At 69.8% G+C, this 18297-nt stretch carries 14 protein-coding genes and 1 pseudogene; 8 read left to right on the forward strand and 7 right to left on the reverse strand.

The features are described 5' to 3' along the window. The 5 genes and pseudogenes from VFB40_RS17635 to VFB40_RS17655 all read right to left on the reverse strand — a co-directional run. Positions 1 to 422, reverse strand: a pseudogene (locus VFB40_RS17635) (aminoglycoside phosphotransferase family protein); the annotation flags it as partial. Positions 423 to 579: 157 nt separating this feature from the next. Next, the gene (locus VFB40_RS17640; RefSeq protein ID WP_324851990.1) at positions 580 to 1530 is read right to left on the reverse strand and encodes an anti-sigma factor family protein; all 951 of its coding nucleotides are present in this window, start codon (positions 1528 to 1530) and stop codon (positions 580 to 582) included. Beyond that, on the reverse strand, positions 1527 to 2114 hold the full coding sequence (locus tag VFB40_RS17645; protein WP_324851992.1) for a sigma-70 family RNA polymerase sigma factor: 588 nt from the start codon (positions 2112 to 2114) through the stop codon (positions 1527 to 1529). The genes VFB40_RS17640 and VFB40_RS17645 overlap by 4 nt, the downstream gene beginning before the upstream one ends. Before the next feature lie 40 nt (positions 2115 to 2154). Continuing rightward, complete coding sequence (locus VFB40_RS17650; protein ID WP_324851994.1) at positions 2155 to 2991, reverse strand: hypothetical protein; 837 nt, start codon at positions 2989 to 2991, stop codon at positions 2155 to 2157. A 187-nt stretch (positions 2992 to 3178) separates the two neighbouring features. Beyond that, positions 3179 to 3739 (reverse strand): ATP-binding protein, encoded by a 561-nt coding sequence (locus tag VFB40_RS17655; protein ID WP_324851996.1) that lies wholly within the window; start codon positions 3737 to 3739, stop codon positions 3179 to 3181. Positions 3740 to 3994: 255 nt separating this feature from the next. Here VFB40_RS17655 and VFB40_RS17660 point away from each other — a divergent pair, with 255 nt between their 5' ends. From VFB40_RS17660 to VFB40_RS17690, 7 genes are all read left to right on the forward strand, one after another. Then, positions 3995 to 4822: a Sco1979 family transcriptional regulator gene (locus VFB40_RS17660; RefSeq protein ID WP_527249201.1), complete on the forward strand. Its 828-nt coding sequence runs from the start codon at positions 3995 to 3997 to the stop codon at positions 4820 to 4822. A 3-nt stretch (positions 4823 to 4825) separates the two neighbouring features. Next, positions 4826 to 5068: a DUF397 domain-containing protein gene (locus VFB40_RS17665; RefSeq protein WP_324852000.1), complete on the forward strand. Its 243-nt coding sequence runs from the start codon at positions 4826 to 4828 to the stop codon at positions 5066 to 5068. A 523-nt stretch (positions 5069 to 5591) separates the two neighbouring features. Continuing rightward, the gene (locus VFB40_RS17670; RefSeq protein ID WP_324852002.1) at positions 5592 to 8480 is read left to right on the forward strand and encodes a penicillin acylase family protein; all 2889 of its coding nucleotides are present in this window, start codon (positions 5592 to 5594) and stop codon (positions 8478 to 8480) included. 265 nt (positions 8481 to 8745) lie between these two features. Continuing rightward, positions 8746 to 9393, forward strand: a complete 648-nt coding sequence (locus VFB40_RS17675) for an ArsR/SmtB family transcription factor (RefSeq protein WP_324852004.1) — start codon at positions 8746 to 8748, stop codon at positions 9391 to 9393. Between the two features lies 1 nt (position 9394). Next, a complete protein-coding gene (locus VFB40_RS17680) occupies positions 9395 to 10150 on the forward strand; it encodes an SRPBCC family protein (protein ID WP_324852006.1) in 756 nt (251 codons plus the stop codon). A gap of 262 nt (positions 10151 to 10412) precedes the next feature. Beyond that, positions 10413 to 11687 carry a YihY/virulence factor BrkB family protein gene (locus tag VFB40_RS17685; protein WP_324852008.1) on the forward strand — a complete coding sequence of 425 codons (1275 nt, stop codon included), beginning with the start codon at positions 10413 to 10415 and terminating at the stop codon, positions 11685 to 11687. Beyond that, positions 11684 to 12097: an MmcQ/YjbR family DNA-binding protein gene (locus VFB40_RS17690; protein ID WP_324852010.1), complete on the forward strand. Its 414-nt coding sequence runs from the start codon at positions 11684 to 11686 to the stop codon at positions 12095 to 12097. The genes VFB40_RS17685 and VFB40_RS17690 overlap by 4 nt, the downstream gene beginning before the upstream one ends. Here the strand turns inward: VFB40_RS17690 and VFB40_RS17695 are convergent, their stop codons facing one another. Further along, the gene (locus tag VFB40_RS17695; RefSeq protein WP_324852012.1) at positions 12098 to 12763 is read right to left on the reverse strand and encodes a GNAT family N-acetyltransferase; all 666 of its coding nucleotides are present in this window, start codon (positions 12761 to 12763) and stop codon (positions 12098 to 12100) included. A 170-nt stretch (positions 12764 to 12933) separates the two neighbouring features. On the opposite strand from VFB40_RS17695, the gene VFB40_RS17700 reads away from it, so the two are divergent. Further along, complete coding sequence (locus VFB40_RS17700) at positions 12934 to 16353, forward strand: AfsR/SARP family transcriptional regulator (RefSeq protein ID WP_324852015.1); 3420 nt, start codon at positions 12934 to 12936, stop codon at positions 16351 to 16353. A 40-nt stretch (positions 16354 to 16393) separates the two neighbouring features. Here VFB40_RS17700 and VFB40_RS17705 read toward each other — a convergent pair whose 3' ends face one another. After that, complete coding sequence (locus tag VFB40_RS17705; RefSeq protein WP_324852017.1) at positions 16394 to 18097, reverse strand: IclR family transcriptional regulator domain-containing protein; 1704 nt, start codon at positions 18095 to 18097, stop codon at positions 16394 to 16396. Between the last annotated feature and the right edge of the window lie 200 nt (positions 18098 to 18297).

Here is an 18297-nt window from a genome sequence, read left to right on the forward strand (position 1 = left end):
AGCTCCACGGGGTAGGGCGGAGGCGGCGGGGTCTCCGGGTCCTGCGGCGCCGCCAAACCCTGGAACGCCCGGACGCCCTCCGGCACGACGAATCCGGCCGCCGCGTCGTCGTACTCGCGCAGGAAGCTGCCGACCGAGGCTAGGCGCCGCTCGTCCGCGATCCAGGCCGGCCGCGGGCGACCGGCGACCTCGCCGTGTATGTACGTCAGCACCTCGCGTCCCGCCGCGTCGATGCCGAGAAGCCGTGGCGCGCCTTCGAACCCGACCGATTCGAGGTAACGCAGCAGCGCGTGGACGAGCGGCGCGTTGGCGCCCACCGGCCTGCGCACCGTGTCTCCGACGCGCACGACGCCTTCCGTGACGTCTCCGCCGACGAGCGGGATCTCGGGTGCTGATTCGTCAGGCTCCACGTACGTCTGCATCTCAGCCCCCGGGCAGGATGGTGTCACACGGGACGGTGTCACACGGGAAGGTGTCACGGTCGCAGGAGCTTACCCGGGCATACGAACGCCCCCGAAGCGGACCGAGCCGTTTGCTCTGGTCTCGGCCGCCTCGGGGGCGCCAACCCATCCCGGGGTCTCAGTGCACCGGCGCGTCCAGCAGGGTCTTGCCGGTGGCGGTCACCACTTGGAACTTCATGATCTCGTCGGCCTCCATCGCCACCCCGCCGGGGATGGTCGCGGTGCCGCTCGACGGAGCCCACCAGGTGCTGGCGACGACGCGGTTGCCCTTGTTGTCGACCGCGAGGAGCATGCAGTCGTCACCGGGCGGGACGTTGTGCATCGTGACCTGGACCCAGCTGCCCCACTCGGTCGCGTGGTACTTCACCGTGCCGGTGATGCCCATCGCCGCGTTCGACGCGTTGATCGTGGTGGTGACCGGCGTTGCCGAGCCCGTGGTGCCTGCGTACACGCTGATCACCGCGGCCGCGGCCAGCACGCCGCCGGCCGCCGCGATGGAGACGCGGCGTACCAGGCTGCCGGACCACAGGCTCGAGAGTAGGCCGGATTTCTGGTGTCCGGACGACTTCTGCCGCGCCGGGCGGCGACGGCGCGCGCGTCCGGAGTGGCTCGAGCCGCCGGGGGACAGGTCGAGATCGGGATCGGCCGCGCCGGCGAATCCGGGCGCGCCCTGACCGCTCCAGGCGGAGGCCGGCGAGGAGGCAGCCGAGTTGGGCACCGCGCCCCGACCCGACGCCTCCCGAGCCGCGGCCTTCTCCAGCAGCCGGGTCAGCAGCTCGCCGTCCGGGGGTACCGGTCCGGCGGCCATCTCGGTCTCGGTGATGCGGGCCAGCACCGCCGGTACCGCGGCGAGTTCGCGGTACTCGGCGCGGCAGGCCGCGCAGTCCACCAGGTGTGTGCGTACCTGGTCGGCCTCGGCCGGGTCCAGGGCGCCGAGCGCGTATGAGCCCAGCGCGATGCGTTGGTCCGGCGAGCAGGAATCCGCCGCCGGAGGATAACCGGGCGGGTAGCCAGGCGGTCCGGTCCTTCCCCGACCGGACCCGGCGCCCGCGTGCGAGCGATCGGTCACGGAGTAACCCCCCGTTCCTCACAGGCGAGCCGCAGGGCTCTCAATGCGTAGTAGGTGCGGGACTTCACGGTCCCCGGAGGTATGCCGAGCGTCTTCGCGGCCTGCGCGACCGACGCTCCATGGTAATAGGTTTCAACCAGGACGGCCCGGTGCTCCGGGGAGAGCACGGCCACGACTTCGGCCAGTTCCCAGGCGTCCAGGCTGCGGTCGTACGGGTCCGCCCCGGTGTCGGCCAGCGACTGCGCCCAGTCCTCCCCAAGGCGCCCCTCACCGACCTCGGCCGGGCGGGTCTTGCGCGCCCGGATGGCGTCGATGACCAGGTTGCGGGCCACCGTGAACAGCCAGTTGCGCGGTGAGCCGCGGGACGGGTCCATCGCCTCCGGATGGGTCCACGCCCGGAGCAGGGTCTCCTGGACCACGTCCTCGGCGGCCGAACGGTCACCGTGCAGCAGCCGCAGCGCGTAGCCGAGTAGCGGGCCGGCGTGCTCCGCGTAGAGCGCCCTTAGCCGGTCCTCGCTGGTACGTGCCGGTTTTCGGGACTGGTCCGCCTTGGTTGGCAGGGTCCTGCCAAACGACCGGTTCAACAGATCCACTCCGAGTGGGTAGGGCTTCGGAAGAGTAGTGCTATCTGCCACGGAGTTCTCGCATGGCTGCTCCGAGCCGGCTGCTCCATCCACCGCCGCTGGACTCATACGGCGGTTCCTGCATCTCCTCCTCGTTTTGCGAGCGGACGCCCTGGGCGGTCTGGCCGAGCCAGCCGGCCCAGTCCTGATCCAGCATCCCGCTGTACATCTGCGTCGCCTCGGCCGGGGGCAGCGCCGGGGGCGCGCCCTGGCCGGGAACCATCGCCGGATCCGGCGCCGGGGGGAGCGCGGGGAGCGCCGGCTCTAGCTGGCTCGCGGCGAGCGCAGCCTGCTGCTGCGCGGCCCACTGGTAAGCCTGCTGATACGCCTGCGCCATCGCGCCTTCCGGCATGCCACCGGCATTGTTGACCCCATAGCCGAAGCCGCCGCCGAAGCTGTAACCGGGAACGTTAGCGTACCCTGACGCCCCCGGTTGGCCGTATTGCGGATTTGGGCCGAACTGCTGCATGACCTGTTGCTGGCGTAGCTGGTCGGCGATGGGTCCGCCGAAGATCATGACCGCGACCCAGCTCTGCCCGTCGCCGAGCATACGGCCGAGGAACTGCGAGAGCATGGCCGGCCCGGCGTTCGGCGGAAGTGCGCCGTTCCAGTTCGAGCCGCTCGCGCCGCCCCAGTCGCTCCCGCTGTCCCAACCCCAGCCCGCTCCTCCTGCGCTGCCGCCGCCGCCCGGGCCCTCGCCGTACGCGGCGACCTGCGAGCTCGAGCCGTAGACGTCGGGCAGCTGGTAGGCGGGGGGCTGATACGGATCACCGCTGGTGGCTACGAGACTCTCGTAGATCGGTGATCCGGCGATGTTGAGATCAGACGTGCTGGTCATCTGTGCCCTCGCCGTTTCATGATCCTTCGCTCTTCGAAGGGTGTCCCTGAGGCGAATGCACGTGCGGATGCCGGGATCGGTTCACCGGCGGCGGGAAGGAATTTTTCGGAGCGCTCCGCGGGCCGTCGTCCGGCGGCTCACCGCGGCGATCCGAGCGGGCGGAACCCGTCGAACGGGCCGGCGCGGCTCAGGCGGCGTCGGCGGAGGGCAGGCCCAAGGGCAGGATCGCCCACACGGTGCGGCCGCACCCCTGTTCCGTGTTGACGCCCCACAGCTGCGCCAGCGCGCTGACCAGAATCAGGCCGCGCCCGCTCTCGGCGTCGGGTTCCCTGACCCGGGGACCCGACGGGCCGCAGCCCTGGTCGGTGATCGCCAGGTACACGGTCTGCGCGGTGGCCTGCAGCTGGCAGGTGATCTCGCTGCTGTCCGTGTGCACCAGCGCGTTGGTGAACAGTTCGCTGACGATCAGCGCTGCATCCTCGTACACGGACTCGCCGACGCCCCAGGCGTTCAGGTGCTCGGTGATCCGATTGCGCGCCGCGGAGACGCTGGCTCCGTGCGCCGGCAAGTGGAAGACGTCGCGGTGCAGGGGAGCGGACTCGCCGTGAAAGGGATGGGCGGGAAGGGTGGCCGTCGTGGTGGCGGCCGTACTAGAGCCGGCCGGCCCGTCCTCGTCCGCGGCGCCCGCGGCGGCTTGGACCGCGGCCGCGGCCGGGGCGGCCGCCGAGGCCGGGTGGGAACGGTTCACGAGCGTCTCGCCTTCCGCGCGGAGGTGATCGAGCCTCGCGCGGCGCGCCGTCGGCGGCGACTGCGGACGCTGAATCACAGGAATCACTATGCTGTCCGCCAGCAACGGATGGCAAGAGTCAACCTGGAAATTGCAGAATTGGATGAGCAGACTGTTCGCTGCGTTACCGACATGGCACACTGAGCCGCATAGCGGCCGGTGCGGAGGCAGAACGTGAGCGGTGACGTACGGTCGTCGGGTGGCGCCCCGACGGTGATGCGGATGGTCCTTGGCAAGCGCCTCGAGGACCTGCGCAAGCAGGCCGGACTCGGCTACGAGGAGGCCGCGGCCGCCTTGGACGTCACGCATTCGACGATCCGGCGCATGGAGAAGGCTGAGGTCAGCCTCAAGATTCTCTATGTCGACCGGCTCTTGCGCATGTACGGCGTCACCGAGCCCAGCGAGATCGAGGCCTTCCTGGCCCTGGTGCGCGAGGCCAACCAGCCCGGCTGGTGGCACCGGTACCGCGACGTGCTGCCCGACTGGTTCAGCGCGCACGTCAGCCTGGAGGTCGAGGCCGCGCTCATCCGGGCCTACGAGCCGCACTACGTGCACGGGCTGCTTCAGACGCCCGATTATGCGCGTACAGTGCTGCGCGCGGGCCTGCCGCACGCGCCCGACCCGGAGATCAACCGCCTGGTGGATCTGCGCGTCGAGCGTCAGTCGCTGCTGGACCGCGAAAACGCGCCGCGGTTCTGGGGCGTGATGGATGAGACCGTCTTCCGTCGCGCCGCGGACCGCAAGGTGCTGCGCGCACAGGTTGACCGGCTCATCGAGGCTTGTTCACTGCCCAACGTGACGCTTCAGGTGATGCCGTTCGCCGCAGGCCCGCACCCCGCGATGTACGGGCCGTTCTGTATCTTCCGGTTCCGCTTCCAGGAGCTGCCGGACATCGTCTACGGCGAATCGCTGACCGGGGCCGTCTATATCGACGACCGCGACGACGTGTCCGTCTACCTGGAGGCATTGGACCGGATGTGCGCACAAGCCGCACCCGCACCATCCACTGAGGCGTATCTCAGTGGCATTCGCAAGGAGATCTAGAAAATGACCGAAACCGACATATACAACGGAATGCCGGCGACCCACCTCGGGCAGCACGGCTGGATGAAGCCCTGGAGCGGAGGAAACGGCGGCAACTGCGTCGAAGTCCTCAAGCTGCAGGACGGCAGGATCGCGATGCGCCAGTCCACCGACCCCGAGGGGCCGGCCCTGGTGTACACCGTCTCGGAACTGTCCGCCTTCATCGAGGCGGCCAAGACCGGCGGCGCGGATTTCCTGCTTTCCTAAGCGGCGGACGACGCCGCGATCGTTGTGTCACCGGCAGTACCGAACAAACGCAGTATCGAAGAACGCAGTAACGAAGAACCGCAGTACAGGAACACCGCACCACCCACGTGACGGTGCACGGGACGTGTCCGGGCGCTGACCACGAATCCTGATACCGTCCCGGTTCCGCCGTACGAGCAGAGCCCCGCCCCCACGGGCCTCACCCCCACAGGTCCCGCGGGTCCCTGCCACGAGGCGGAACCGGGCGTCCACGGACAGCGCGGTCCGTTACGGGGAATTTGAATGATCCTCATGTTTTAGCTCAGTCTTGGCAATGCCCTGACTGACTCTTTACCCTACTCGCGAGTAGGTTGACGCGACGCAAGGCACTCCTCACCACGTGTTTTCCTGCCTGGGAGCGTCAGCAGTGCGCGGAACCCACACCCACACGGTCCCCACCCACCTCCGGCGTCCATTCCGACGCCGTCCTTACACTCACCGCCCGCACCTCTTCACCGTCGCGGCCGCGACCGCGGCGCTACTGGTGTCCGCGGCAGCCGGACAGGCCCAGGCGGTGGCGTCGAACGTCTCCGCGCGAGCCGCCGCGGCGGTCAGCTCGCCAACCGACTACTGCGCGGATCAGTGCTCCGACATCCTCCCACCGGGAGAGAACGGGGCTGAGACCCTCGCCGACATCATCCTGTTCAAGCTGTTCGGTACGCGCCCCTCGAACAACAACGACCAGCTGACCAAGTACGACAACCTGGTGAACTCGTACACCGGGCTGACGACGTCTCAGATCAACAACTTCTACAACGACTCCTCCTACGGCGTCCCGCCCGCCAACGTCACGCGCACCGAGACGCCGGAGACAGGCGTCACGATCCTGCGGGACACCGCCGACATCCCGCACATCTACGGCCAGACCAGGGCCGAGGCGGAGTTCGGGGCCGGATACGCTGGCGCCGAGGACCGGTTGTGGGTCATGGACCTGTTCCGGCACATCGGGCGGGCCGAGCTGACCTCCTTCGCCGGCGGCGCACCCGCGAACCGCGGCCTCGAGCAGAACGTCTGGCGCACCGCGCCCTACACCGAGGCCGACCTCCAAGCGCAGGTCAACGCGCTGGCCGCGGATGGCGCCCGTGGCGCACAGCTGAAGTCTGACGCCGACAGCTACCTGGCCGGAGTCAACGACTACATCTCGGTGGTCCGAGCCGCCAACGACTTCCCCGGCGAGTACGACCTGACCGGGCAGTCGATGTCGAACTTCACCGAGACCGACCTGATCGCCATCGCCGGCGTCATCGGCGGCCTGTTCGGCAACGGCGGCGGCACCGAGGTGCAGTCCGCGCTGGTCAAGGAGGCGGCCGAGTCCGCGTACGGGGTCGCCCAGGGCGACGCGATCTGGGCCGCGCTGCGCGAGCAGAACGACCCGGAGGCGACGCTGACCCTGCACAACGGCCAGAGCTTCCCCTACGGCGAGACCTCCGGCACCGTCACCGGCACGGCGATGCCTGACGCGGGCTCAGTACAGGGCGTCAACGTCGTGCAGAACGCGACTGGCTCCGCGAGCAGCAGCGCGGTAAAGGCATCGGCTGCCGTGAAGGCCGCGACCGCTGCCGCGACCTCTACGGCCCTGAAGACCGCTGACGCCAAGCTCGCCGCGAAACTTCCCGCCTCCTTACGTGCGAAGGCGAGCGGAAAGCTCAACGCGCTCAACGGCATGTACAACAATGGTGCCGCGCCCGGCGTGGACTTTCCCGCGCCCGGCCAGCAGCACCCCGGCATGTCTAACGCGCTGGTCATCTCCGCGGCTGACAGCGCGTCAGGCCACCCAATCGCGGTGTTCGGCCCGCAGACCGGCTACTTCGCCCCGCAGCTGCTGATGCTGGAGGAGATCGAGGGACCCGGCATCAGCGCGCGCGGAGCCGCCTTCTCCGGGTTCAACCTGTATGTGGAGCTCGGGCGCGGTCCCAGTTACTCCTGGAGCGCCACATCCAGCGAGCAGGACACCACTGACACGTACGCGGTGACGCTGTGCAACGCGGACGGCTCGACGCCGACCACGAGCTCGACCTCGTACATCTACCACGGCGTCTGCACGCCGATGGACAAGCTGGTGGCCCACGACTCGTGGAGCCCGACCGTCGCCGACAGCACCGCGGCCGGCTCATACGACCTGACGACGTATCGAACTAGGTACGGACTCGTCGACTACACGGCCACCGTCGGCGGCGTGCCCGTGGCGTATACGTCGCTACGCTCGACGTACATGCACGAGGCTGATTCCGCGATCGGCTTCCAGATGTTCAACGATCCGAGCGTCATGTCCACGCCGCAGGGCTTCGAGAGCGCGGCCGCGAACATCGGCTACGACTTCAACTGGTTCTACGTCAACTCGGCGCACGTCGCGTACTTCAACTCGGGCCTGAACCCGGTGCGCGCGACGGGGACCGACCCGAACCTGCCGATGTGGGGAACCGCCGCCGACGAGTGGCAGGGCTTCGACCCGAGCAACAACACGGCGACCTACACCCCGGCCTCGGCGCACCCCAACTCGATCGACCAGGACTACTACGTCAGCTGGAACAACAAGCAGGCCCTCGACTACAGCGCGGCCGACGGCAACTTCAGCTGGGGTCCAGTGCAGCGGGTCGACCTGCTCGACCAGGGCGTGAAGAGCTACCTGGCGAGCGGGGCGAAGTTCACCCGCGCGGCACTGGTGCAGGTGATGGAGAAGGCGGCACTGACCGACCTGCGCGGCAAGGAGGTGCTGCCGCTGCTGCTCCAGGTGATCAACAGCCAGCCGGTCACCGACGCGAACCAGAAGGCCCTGGTCGCCGAGCTGACGACCTGGCTCAATGCCGGGGCGACGCTCACGCCGGCCGCGGCCGGTTCGAAGGCCTACCAGAACGCCGCCGCGATCCAGGTGTTCGACGCCTGGTGGCCGCTGCTTGTCCAGGCCGAGTTCCAGTCCGGCATGGGCACGAACCTGTTCAACGCCCTGGTCGGCGCGATGCAGGTCAACGAGTCCCCGTCGGGCGGCCAGCAGATCACCGTGAGCGGGACGGTCGCGTCGTCGAACGAGGCGCAGCCGCACAAGGGCTCGTCGTTCCAGTTCGGCTGGTGGGGCTACGTCAGCAACGATCTGCGCAAGGCGCTCGGGCAGAGCGTGACCGACCCGCTGCCGGTCACGTACTGCGGTGGCGGAAGCCTGTCCGCCTGCCGCAGCGCGCTGCTCAGCTCGCTGACGCAGGCCGCGGCCGAATCCGCATCGACGGTGTACCCGGGCGACTCGACCTGTTCGGCCGGCGACCAGTGGTGCGCGGACAGCATCGTCCAGGACCCGCTCGGCGGCATCACCGACAGTCCGACGAACTGGCAGAACCGGCCTACCTTCCAGCAGGTCGTCGAGTACGCCTCTGGACCGTGACGGTGTTGCGATGATCTGATCAGCACAGAGCGGATGTCCGGACCGTGTCCCGGTCCGGCCCGCCGCTGAACAAGTGCCGCTGAACGAGTACGGCTGAAAAAGTACCGCTTGCACAAGTACGGCCGCTTCAACGCGGCGACCTGGCACTCGGCCCAGGCCTCGAGGGGAGGCCTGGGCCGAGTGCTGTCAGGTGAGCGGTTCCCGCTCCTCCACCGACAAAAAATGTTGTCTTGACAATAACTACCGTCGGTGGGACGGTGGAGCCATGTTCGAGGTGACGGTGATCGAGGACCCGGCGGCCGCGGAGGCCTCCCTGGATCCGATACGGGCGAGGCTGCTGGCCGCGCTGTCCGAGCCGGGCTCGGCGACCACGCTGGCCGCCCGCGTCGGCCTGCCGCGGCAGAAGGTGAACTACCACCTGCGGGAACTGGAGCGGCACGGCCTCGTCGAGCTGGTCGAGGAGCGGCGCAAGGGCAACGTCACGGAGCGGGTGCTGCGCGCCACCGCGGCCGCCTACGTGATCTCGCCGGTGGCGCTGGCCGCGGTCCAGCCCGACCCCGGCCGCTCACCCGACCGGCTCTCCGCGCACTGGCTGCTCGCCCTCGCGGCCAAGCTGGTGCGCGACGTGGGCGAGCTGCTGACCGGTTCGGCCAGGGAACACAAGCGGGTCGCGACCTTCGCCCTGGACGGCGAGGTGCGCTTCGCCTCCGCCGCCGACCGCGCCGCCTTCGCGCAGGAGCTGGCCTCCGCCGTCGCGGCTCTTGTCAGCAAGTACCACGACGAGAACGCGCCGCGCGGTCGGCCGCACCGTCTGGTGGTGGCGGTGCACCCGGTCGTCCTTCCCGGTGAACAGACGACGCAGACCGAGCAAGGCCCCGAGACGGCGTACGACACACAGATCGAGGAATCCTGAGATGACGCACGAATTCGAGATCAGCGAGCAGATCGAGATCGAGGGCACCCCGGAGCAGATCTGGGACGCGATCGCCACCGGGCCCGGCATCGACTCCTGGCTCATGGGCCGCAACACCGTCGACGCACGCGCGGGCGGGCGGGCGAGCATGGAGATGGGCGGCTTCGTCTCCGAGTCCACGGTCACCGTCTGCGATCCGCTCAAGCACTTCGCGTTTCGTGCTGATCCCGCGCCCGACGGCTCGTTTCACGCCTTCGAGTTCCTGATCGAGGCGCGCGACGGAGCCAGCACCGTGCTGCGGTTCGTGCACAGCGGCTTCCTTGGCGAGGACTGGGAAGCCGAGTACAACGGCCTGCGCAAGGGCGACCCGATGTACCTCCACAAGCTCGCCCAGTACGTCAAGTACTTCTCTGGCCGGTACTCCGCGCCGATCGGCGGCTATGTCGGCGAGACGCCCGACCGGCAGCGCACGTGGGAGCTGGTGCACGCGGCGCTGGGCACGTCCGGCTCGGCATCAGTGGGCGACGAGGTACGGCTGACGCCGAGCGGGCTCGCGCCGATCGACGGCGTCGTGGACTACGTCAGCGAGGACTTCTTCGGAGTACGCACCGCCGACGCGCTCTATCGGTTCATCTACGGCTACAACGGGGCGCTCGTCCTCGGCCACCACATCTACGGCGAGCGCGGCCAGGCGGCGCCGGATGTGAAGGACGCTCAGGAGGCTTGGCAGACCTGGCTTGCCGGGGTGATCGCGTAGCTTCATAGTTCTCTTCATCCGAAGTTCGGATAACCCGCTCTTCGGGTAACCGGCCGCGCTGTGGTCCGAGTCGAGTAACCGACTCGGACCACAGCGTCATTGCGGCAGGACGCGACGCGTAATAACGGCTGTCGCGGGCAACGAGGAATCCGGCCGCTCCGCTTGGCCGAGCCGAGAAGAGACTGAGATTCTGGCAATAAGTACGGAAAAGCTCTGGCCGATCGGTCCACGCCAGGTCGGCGGCCTTGTTAGCCTGGCGTGCGTGCCCAAGCTCGATGCCCCGAACGGCCGCGTAGTCCTGCCAGGTCCAGGCATCGGCGACGAGGTGACCAAGATCGACGCGAACAGCCCGGCCGCGCGCGGCGCGGCGCCGCAGCACCCGGTCTTCGAGGGCACGGCCTTTCAAGGCGTCGGCCCGCAGGGCCAGGGCGCGAACGGCGCTGCGCGGGGCGAGGACGGGCCGCCGCGGTCCAGGCCGTTGTCGCGTCACCCGCACCAGCTCCAGCAGACCGACGAGATCACCGGGATCGAGTCGAGGTCCGCCGCCGCGGCGGCCAAGTCCGCGGCGAAGGCGGCGAGGCCGGAGGTCGAGCCGGACGTCCATGCCGATGCGCAGGCCGAGCCCGAACCCGTGATCGTCGCGGAATCGATCATCGCTGCCGAGGCGGCTAACGGCGCCGGCACCGCGCTTCCGGCGCCGGGCGGGGGCGAGCGCGTCAGGGTGGGCGACGTCAGCAGCCGTCCCTATCGCCCGCGCGACCTGTTCCGCATCACCCGCGAGCTGGTCGTGCAGACCTATCGGCGTGGCGTCGAAATCGAACTGATGCACCGCGCGTTCGGTTTCGCCGCCCTGGGCTTCGTGACTCTGGTGCCGCTGCTGATCGTCGTGGCCGCCGCGGCCCCGCTCAACGGCCGCAGCTTCCCGGCCTGGGCGATCGCCGGGCTCGGCCTGTCCGGCCGGGCGGCCAGCTCGGTCAACGGCCTGTTCGGCCCGGCCGCGCGGGTGCTGTCCACCACCACCGCGCTCAGCGCCGGCGTGCTGGCCGTCTTCGGCCTCTCCTTCGTCTCCGTGGTGCAGACCGGGATGGCGCGGGTCTGGGAGCTGCCGGCCGCGCGGCTGCTGTCCGTGTGGCGGCAGGCGATCTGGCTGGCCGTGCTGATCGGACTGCTGATCGTCGGCGCCGACCTGCTCGCGTTCCTGCACGACGGCTGGTTCATCACGACGCTGCGATGGTGCGCGACGGCCGGCGGCGCGCTCACCTTCTTCTGGTGGACCCAGCACTTCCTGCTGGAGAGCCGGGTGCCGTGGCGCGCCCTGCTGCCGGGGGCGGTGCTCACCGTGGCCGGCCTGGTCGGGCTGCGCATCTTCTCCGCGGTGATCTTCGGCCCGCTGATCGTCTCGAGCGCCATCACCTACGGCGCGATCGGCGCGGTCCTCATCGTGGTGTCCTGGCTGATCGGCATCGGGTATGTCATATTCGGCGCCGCGCTGCTCGGCCGGGTGATCTACGAGGCGTTCGGGGGCGAGCGTAAGTGAGCGGCCTCGGGCTCACGCCTGAGGCGCGCTTCGACCGGCTGGTCGGCGAGCTGATCGACCGGCCCGGGGTCAGCTACGGCAAGGACGAGCCGGGCACCGCCAACCGCTTCGGCTCGAACGCGCTGAAGGTCGGCGGCAAGATCTTCGCGATGCTGGTCCGCGGCGCGCTCGTGGTGAAACTGCCGCGCGCCCGGGTCGACGAGCTGGTCGACGCGGGGCAGGGGGTCCGTTTCGACCCGCGCGGCGGGCGCCCGATGACCGAGTGGCTGGTGCTCGACCCGGACTCGCAGCTGGGCTGGCTGCCGCTGGCCGCGGAGGCGATGCAGTTCGTGACGCCGAAGGCCGAATCGAGCACAGCGCCGAAGGCGAGGACCGGTACAGCGCCGAAGGCGAAGCAGCCGAGGGGCTGATCAGCCGAGACGCGCGCGCTCCGAGTCAGTCAGCGCGGTCTCGCGGCCGAGGAAGGTCAGCACCCCCGGATCCGCGACCGGCAGCTCGCGGAAGCCGATCCGATCGTAGAAGGCCCGCGCCGCCGTGTTCGCGGTGACCATCGCCAGGTGCACACGCTTCGCGCCCGCCTTCGCCAACGCATCGAAGAACGTGTACGCCAGCAACCGGCCGTATCCGCGCCCTTGGTATTCGGGCAGCAGGTCGATGTGCAGATGCGCCGGATAGTCCGCCATCTCCGGGACGATCATCCGCTCCGGCCAGTGCAGCAGGAACGCCATCTGCTCGTCACGGGTCGCCGGCTCGCCCACCGGTGCCGGATGCCGCTCGGCCACCAAGGGAAGCCAGCGCTCGCGGAACTCCGTGACAAAGCGCGGCGTGTCCGAGGTGCCCAGGATGTAGCCGACCGCCCGCGTCCCGTCGTCGAGGACGAATGTCAGCTCAGGCTCCAGGTACGCGTACGGCGCGGCGAAGATGTTCGGCATGAGGTCTTGGTCCTCATACAGATGCCGCGCGTCGCCCCCGGCCTCAGCGGTCCGCATGCAGATGTCGAACAGTGCATCGCCGTCACCTGGGCGGTAAAGCCGTATCTGAGGCGCGGAGGGCGTCGGATCGACGTCGTTGTTCATGCCGATCATCCTCTCAGCCAAATCCGGTTTACCCGTCGCAGCTTGCGCATTCGGCTACCGCGCAACGTGTAGGCGAGATGTAGGCGCGTCCTAGCAGACTGTGTTCGGGGCGTCGGTGTGGCGTGAGCACGGGGCATGCCACACCGACGCAGGCGGCGTAACATTCCTGCATGGCCGCTGTAGACGGGGTATCCAGCGACAACAACCAGACAACCGACACGACCGAGACCGACCAGGGCACTGCCACCGATCAGAACGTGACGACCGATGCACGCACCGCAATGAGTGTGCTCGTACTCGGTCCGGTCGGGGTCGGCTATCCATTCCGCACACCCTCATCCAACATCCTGCGTGCGGTCCTTGGCGCGCTCGCGCTGGCCGGGCCGGGCGGGCTCTCCGCCGGGGAGCTGTTCGAGACCGTCTGGGGCTCGCGAGATGCCCGCTCCATGGACTCCACGCTCACGGTGAACATCCATCGCCTGCGCCAATGGCTGCGCACCTATGCGCACAGCCAGGTGTTGGTAACGCGCACGACGACGGGTTACGCGCTTGAGCTCTCCGGCGGCGACGTAGATGCCGACCGGTTCCTGCGTCTCGTCGACGCCGCCGAGCCGCTGGAGCCGGCCGCAAAGGCCGACGCACTCGGTGCCGCGCTCGACCTGTGGCGCGGCCCTGCGCTCGCCGACGTACCGGACGGAAGTGCCGACCAAGCCGCGGTGATGCGGCTGGAACTGCGACGCGTGACCGCGATCGTCGACTACGCGCGCGCCCTGCTCGGCAGCGGGCAGCCGGAGCAGGCCGTGCACTCGCTGAGTCCCCTCGTGGAAAGCCATCCGCTCGACGAGCGGGTGATCGGCGCCTGGATCGAGGCCCTGGCCGCCACTGGGCGGCAAGCAGACGCCCTCGACGCCTACGAGCGGCTTCGGCTGCGGTTGCGCGACGAGATGGGAGCCGACCCGGGACGTGCGCTAAGCCAGGCGCTCACGCGCGTGCTGCGCCAGGAGGTCGAACAGCCAGCCCTCGAGGAAGAGATCGAGGAGCCCGAGGCGACCGTGAGTCGCGACGTGCTGACTCCGGCTCAGCTCCCTGCCGACACTTATGCGTTCACCGGACGCGGCGCAGTTCTCGCGCGCCTCGATGCGTTGACGCGTGACGCTGATTCGCCGGGCCACCGGTACCGCATCGCCACGCTGACTGGTGCTGGTGGCATTGGCAAGACCGCGCTCGCGGTCCACTGGGCGCACCGCGTCGCTCCGCTGTTTCCCGACGGACAGCTTTACGCGAACCTGCACGGTTTCTCCTCCACGGCACCGGAGCGGCCGATCGACGTGCTCGGCCGATTCCTGCGGGCGCTCGGCGTAACCGGCGGCAGCGTGCCCGTGGACGTCGAGGAAGCGGGCGCGTTGTTCCGCTCGCTGCTGGCGAATCGCCGAGTGCTGGTTCTGCTCGATAACGCAGCCGACGTCGCGCAAGTGCGCCCCCTGCTGCCCGGGGCGGAAGCCTGCCGGGTGCTGATCACCAGCCGCGACCGGCTCGACGGCCTCGTGGCACTGGACGGCGCGCAACCGATCAGCCTGGACGTGCTCAGCGAGCGCGAGAGCGTCGACCTGCTCGTCCGGATCCTCGGCGCGCCACGGACCGCGGCGGAGCCCGAGGCGGTCCTCGAGCTGGTGCGTGCCTGCGCCGGGCTTCCCCTCGCGCTGCGCATTGCCGCCGCGCAACTGGTCATCCACCCGGACCGGTCCGTGGCCGAGCTGGTCGCGCAACTCGCCGAGGCACGGCTGGACGCGCTCGTGCTCGGCGGTGACGAATCCAGCCAGGTGCGCGCCGTCTTCGGCCTCTCCTACGTCCGGCTGGATCCGGAGGCGCAGCGGCTGTTCCGGACGATCGGCGCGATACCGGAAGTGGACCTGACCGTCGAATCGGCGGCAGCGCTGCTCGGCTGCGCCGCCGCGGAAGCGGAGCAGGTCCTCGACAGGCTTGCCGCAGCCCACCTGCTCAGCGTGCACCTGCCGGGCCGCTACGACTGCCACGACCTGCTGCGCGACTACGCGGTCGAACGGGCCCGCGCCGAGGACGCTCCGGAGGAGCGGGAAGCCGCCGCGCGCCGGCTGGCCAACTGGTACGAATCCGGGGTCGACGCGGCCGTCGCGCTGGTCTATCCCGACCGGGACCGGCTGCCGTCGATCGACCAGCCGGACCAGCCAGGCCAGCCGGCTCGGCCGGACCAGTCGGCTGGGCCCGCCTTCGACATCGACTTCGCGGAGATCTCCGAAGCGCTGGGCTGGCTGCGCGCGGAGCACCGCAACCTGCTCGCCGTCATCGTCCACGCCGCCGAGCACGGCCCGCGCTCCAGCGCCTGGCGGATGGCCTTCGAGCTGCGGGCGCACTTCTACGGCGCGGAGCTGCACACCGACTGGTTCACCGTGGTGGCTGCGGCGCAGCGGGCGCTGGAGGGCGAGTCGCGCCCGCTCGGCGTCGCCGCGCTGGGCACCATGCTCGGCGACGTCGCCCAGCTACGCAGCGATCTTCCGCTGGCCAGGGGCCACTTCATGCGCGCGAGCGAGGCGGCGCACGAAGCCGGCTGGCTCGAAGGGGCCGCCACGGCCACCATGCGGCTCGGCCTGAACTACTTCGACGGCGGCGAGGTCGAGTCGGCGAAGGCCTGCTTCACCCGCAGCCTGGAGTGGTACCGCCGCAGCGGTTCGAAGGCCGGGGCGAACCGCGCGATGGGCAATCTCGGGCTGGTGCACTGCGAGACCGGTCCGTTGAGCGTGGCGATCGAACTGCTGTCGCAGTACCAGTCCGAGGCGGCGGAGCCGGACAGCGATTCCGCGCGCGTGCGGGCCCAGAAGCTGTGCGTCCTCGGATTCGCCTACTCGCTCGCCGGCGACTTCTCCGAAGCGCGCCGCCTCCTGGACCAGGCGCTCGACCTGGCCGAGGCCAACGGCGAGACGCGCAGCGCCAGGCTCGCGCACTGCGATCTGGTCGCCGTGCACTGCGCCCTGGGCGACTTCTCGCAGGCCCGCTACCACGCGACGCGCGCCGAATCGCTCGGCGAGCAGGCGGGCACGCCGCGCGCGATGACGCAGACCGACTATGCGTGGGGTCTGATTCACGAGGGCGAGCGCGACTTCCCGCGAGCACTGGAGTACTACGACGAGGTGCTGCGCAAAGCCCTGAGTTTCGGCGACTCGGACCATGAGCTGCTGGCGCTGTACAGCGGCGCCTCGGCGCGCCGCGCGATCGGTGCGCTGGAGGAATCGCTGCACGAGGCGCAGCAGGCGCTCGCGCTCAGCCACGAGCGAGGCTGCCGGGTGTACGAGACGAGGGCGCTCAATGAGCTCGCGGAGACGCATCTGGCGCTCGGCAACCTGGACCGGGCGCGCCAGCACGCCGAGCGGTCGGCGGCGCTGAGCGCCGAGGTGGGCTGCCGGCTCGAACAGGCGAAAGCGCTGCGGATCCTCGGCGACGTCCTTCGGCTGGAGGTGGGGGAGCAGGCCGCGCTGCCGCGTTGGCGCGAGGCCCACGCCCTGTTCGTCGAACTCGGCTCGCCCGAGGCGCGGCAGTTGGCGGTTCGCGGCGTCTGACGCACGCCGGCGGACGGGCGCTATGGACGTCGTCGCACGGTCACGCGGCGGCGACGTCCAGCCGGTCGCCCATCGCGGCGAGGTCCGCGCTGATGCGCTCCGCGGTCGCGGTGAGCGCGGGCAGGACGACCTCGCGCGCGTGGTCGGCGTCTACCCGCCCGGCATGCATGGAGACGTTGACAGCGGCGACCACGCGACCGCGGTGATCGCGAACCGGCGCCGCCATCGACCGCAGCCCTTCCTCAAGCTCCTGATCCACGAGCGCGTATCCGTCCGCTGCGACGCGGCGCAACGTCTCGGCCAGGACCGCCGGATCGGTGACCGTGAAGCGGGTTAGGGCTCTGAGGTCCGTCGCGGCGATCCGCGCCTCCCGCTGCGCGTCCGGAAGCCCGGCGAGCAGCACCCGCCCCATGGAGGTCGCATACGCCGGAAACCGCGTGCCCACAGTGATGGCGGCCTGCATGATCCGGCTGGTCGCGACGCGCGCCACGTATGAGATCTCCGGTCCGCGCAATACCGCGACCGAGGCCGACTCGTGCACCTTCCTGCTCAATTCCAGCAGGTGCGGGCGCACCAAGTCCTCCACGGTGCGGCCGCACAGCCGCGCGTATCCGAGTTCGAGCACCGACGGCAGCGGCGCGAACAGCCGGCCCTCGGGATCGAGGCAGTCGACGTATCCCTGTTCGCGCAAGGTGATCAGGGCCCGGCGCGCGGTCGCGCGCGGCAGACCGGTGGCTTCGGCGACCGCGCTGAGCGTCATGCCGCCCCGCTTCGAGCCGAGCGCGACCAGGACCGCGAGCCCGCGAGCCAGGGAACGAAGATAGTGCGGACCGAGGTCGCGCTTGGGCTCATCGACCGGCGCGGGAGTGAACGAGGCGGCGAGACCGGTGCCCGCACCCGGATCCGAACCGGATGCACGACGGGGCTCGGCTTGTGCCCGGGACCGCGAGTCGGCCAACGCCTCCTGCATCTGCGCGGCGGTCTCGCGCAGCCGGCCCAGGGCGTGCGCTCGCAGCGAGTCGGCCGAGTGCCTGCTGGAGTGGCTCACGACGCTGACCGCCGCGACGGCGCGTCCATCGGCGAGGTCGAGTACGGGCACTGCGACCGCGATCAGCCCCGGCTCGATCAGCTGGTCGTCCAGTGCCCAGCCCGCCTTCGCGGCGGCGTTCGTGCGCTCGTCGAAGGCTGATTCGACCTCCTGGGGCGTCGGCCTGCCGGGAGCGGGAGGAAGCGGAGAGAACAGCCGCGGCGGGCCCGATCCAGCCAGGCGCCGCGACCAACGAGCGCGCTGCTCGGCCGACCATTGCGGCGCGAACAAGGCGCCAGGAGCGCACCGCTCGGCGGGAAGCAGATCGCCGACCCGGAAGGACAGCGTCATCGTCCGGCGCCGCGGAATCTGGATGACGAAACGCACGCCGTCTCCGTCCGGCACAGCTACCGACACCGACTCGTCCAGTTCGTCGGCGAGCCGCACCGCGAGCGGTTCCAGTACGTCAGGCAGGCCACAGGCGGCCAGGTAGGCGTCGCCGAACTGCATCGCGCGCGGAGCGAGCGAGAAGGCGCGCCCGTCGGATCGCAGAAAGTCCAGGTGGGTCAGGGTGCTGAGCACGCGGTCGACGGTCGAACGAGCGAGGCCGGTCTCACGGACCAGGTCGCCTGGCCGTACCGCGTCGTCGAGGCTCGCGCAGATCGCGCGGAGGACCGCGAGGCCGCGCTCCAGGGGTGCCACTGATTCGGCGGCCACGGAAGACCTCCCTTCGCCCGAACGCTCCGAGATCGGTTCCCAGTGCCGAGGCACTGGCGACCCGTTGACAACCGGCCCAGCCGAGACGGAGACTCAAGGCAGCCGATTATGAACTTTAGTTCACCAGACGAACAGACTCAAGAGGCGGCGTGGCTCAGCGCGCCACGGAACTCGGAACGCACGAAGCGGAGCGGTGCATG

The sequence above is a fragment of the Actinocrinis sp. genome (assembly GCF_035650855.1).
Taxonomy (GTDB): Bacteria; Actinomycetota; Actinomycetes; order Streptomycetales; family Catenulisporaceae; genus Actinocrinis.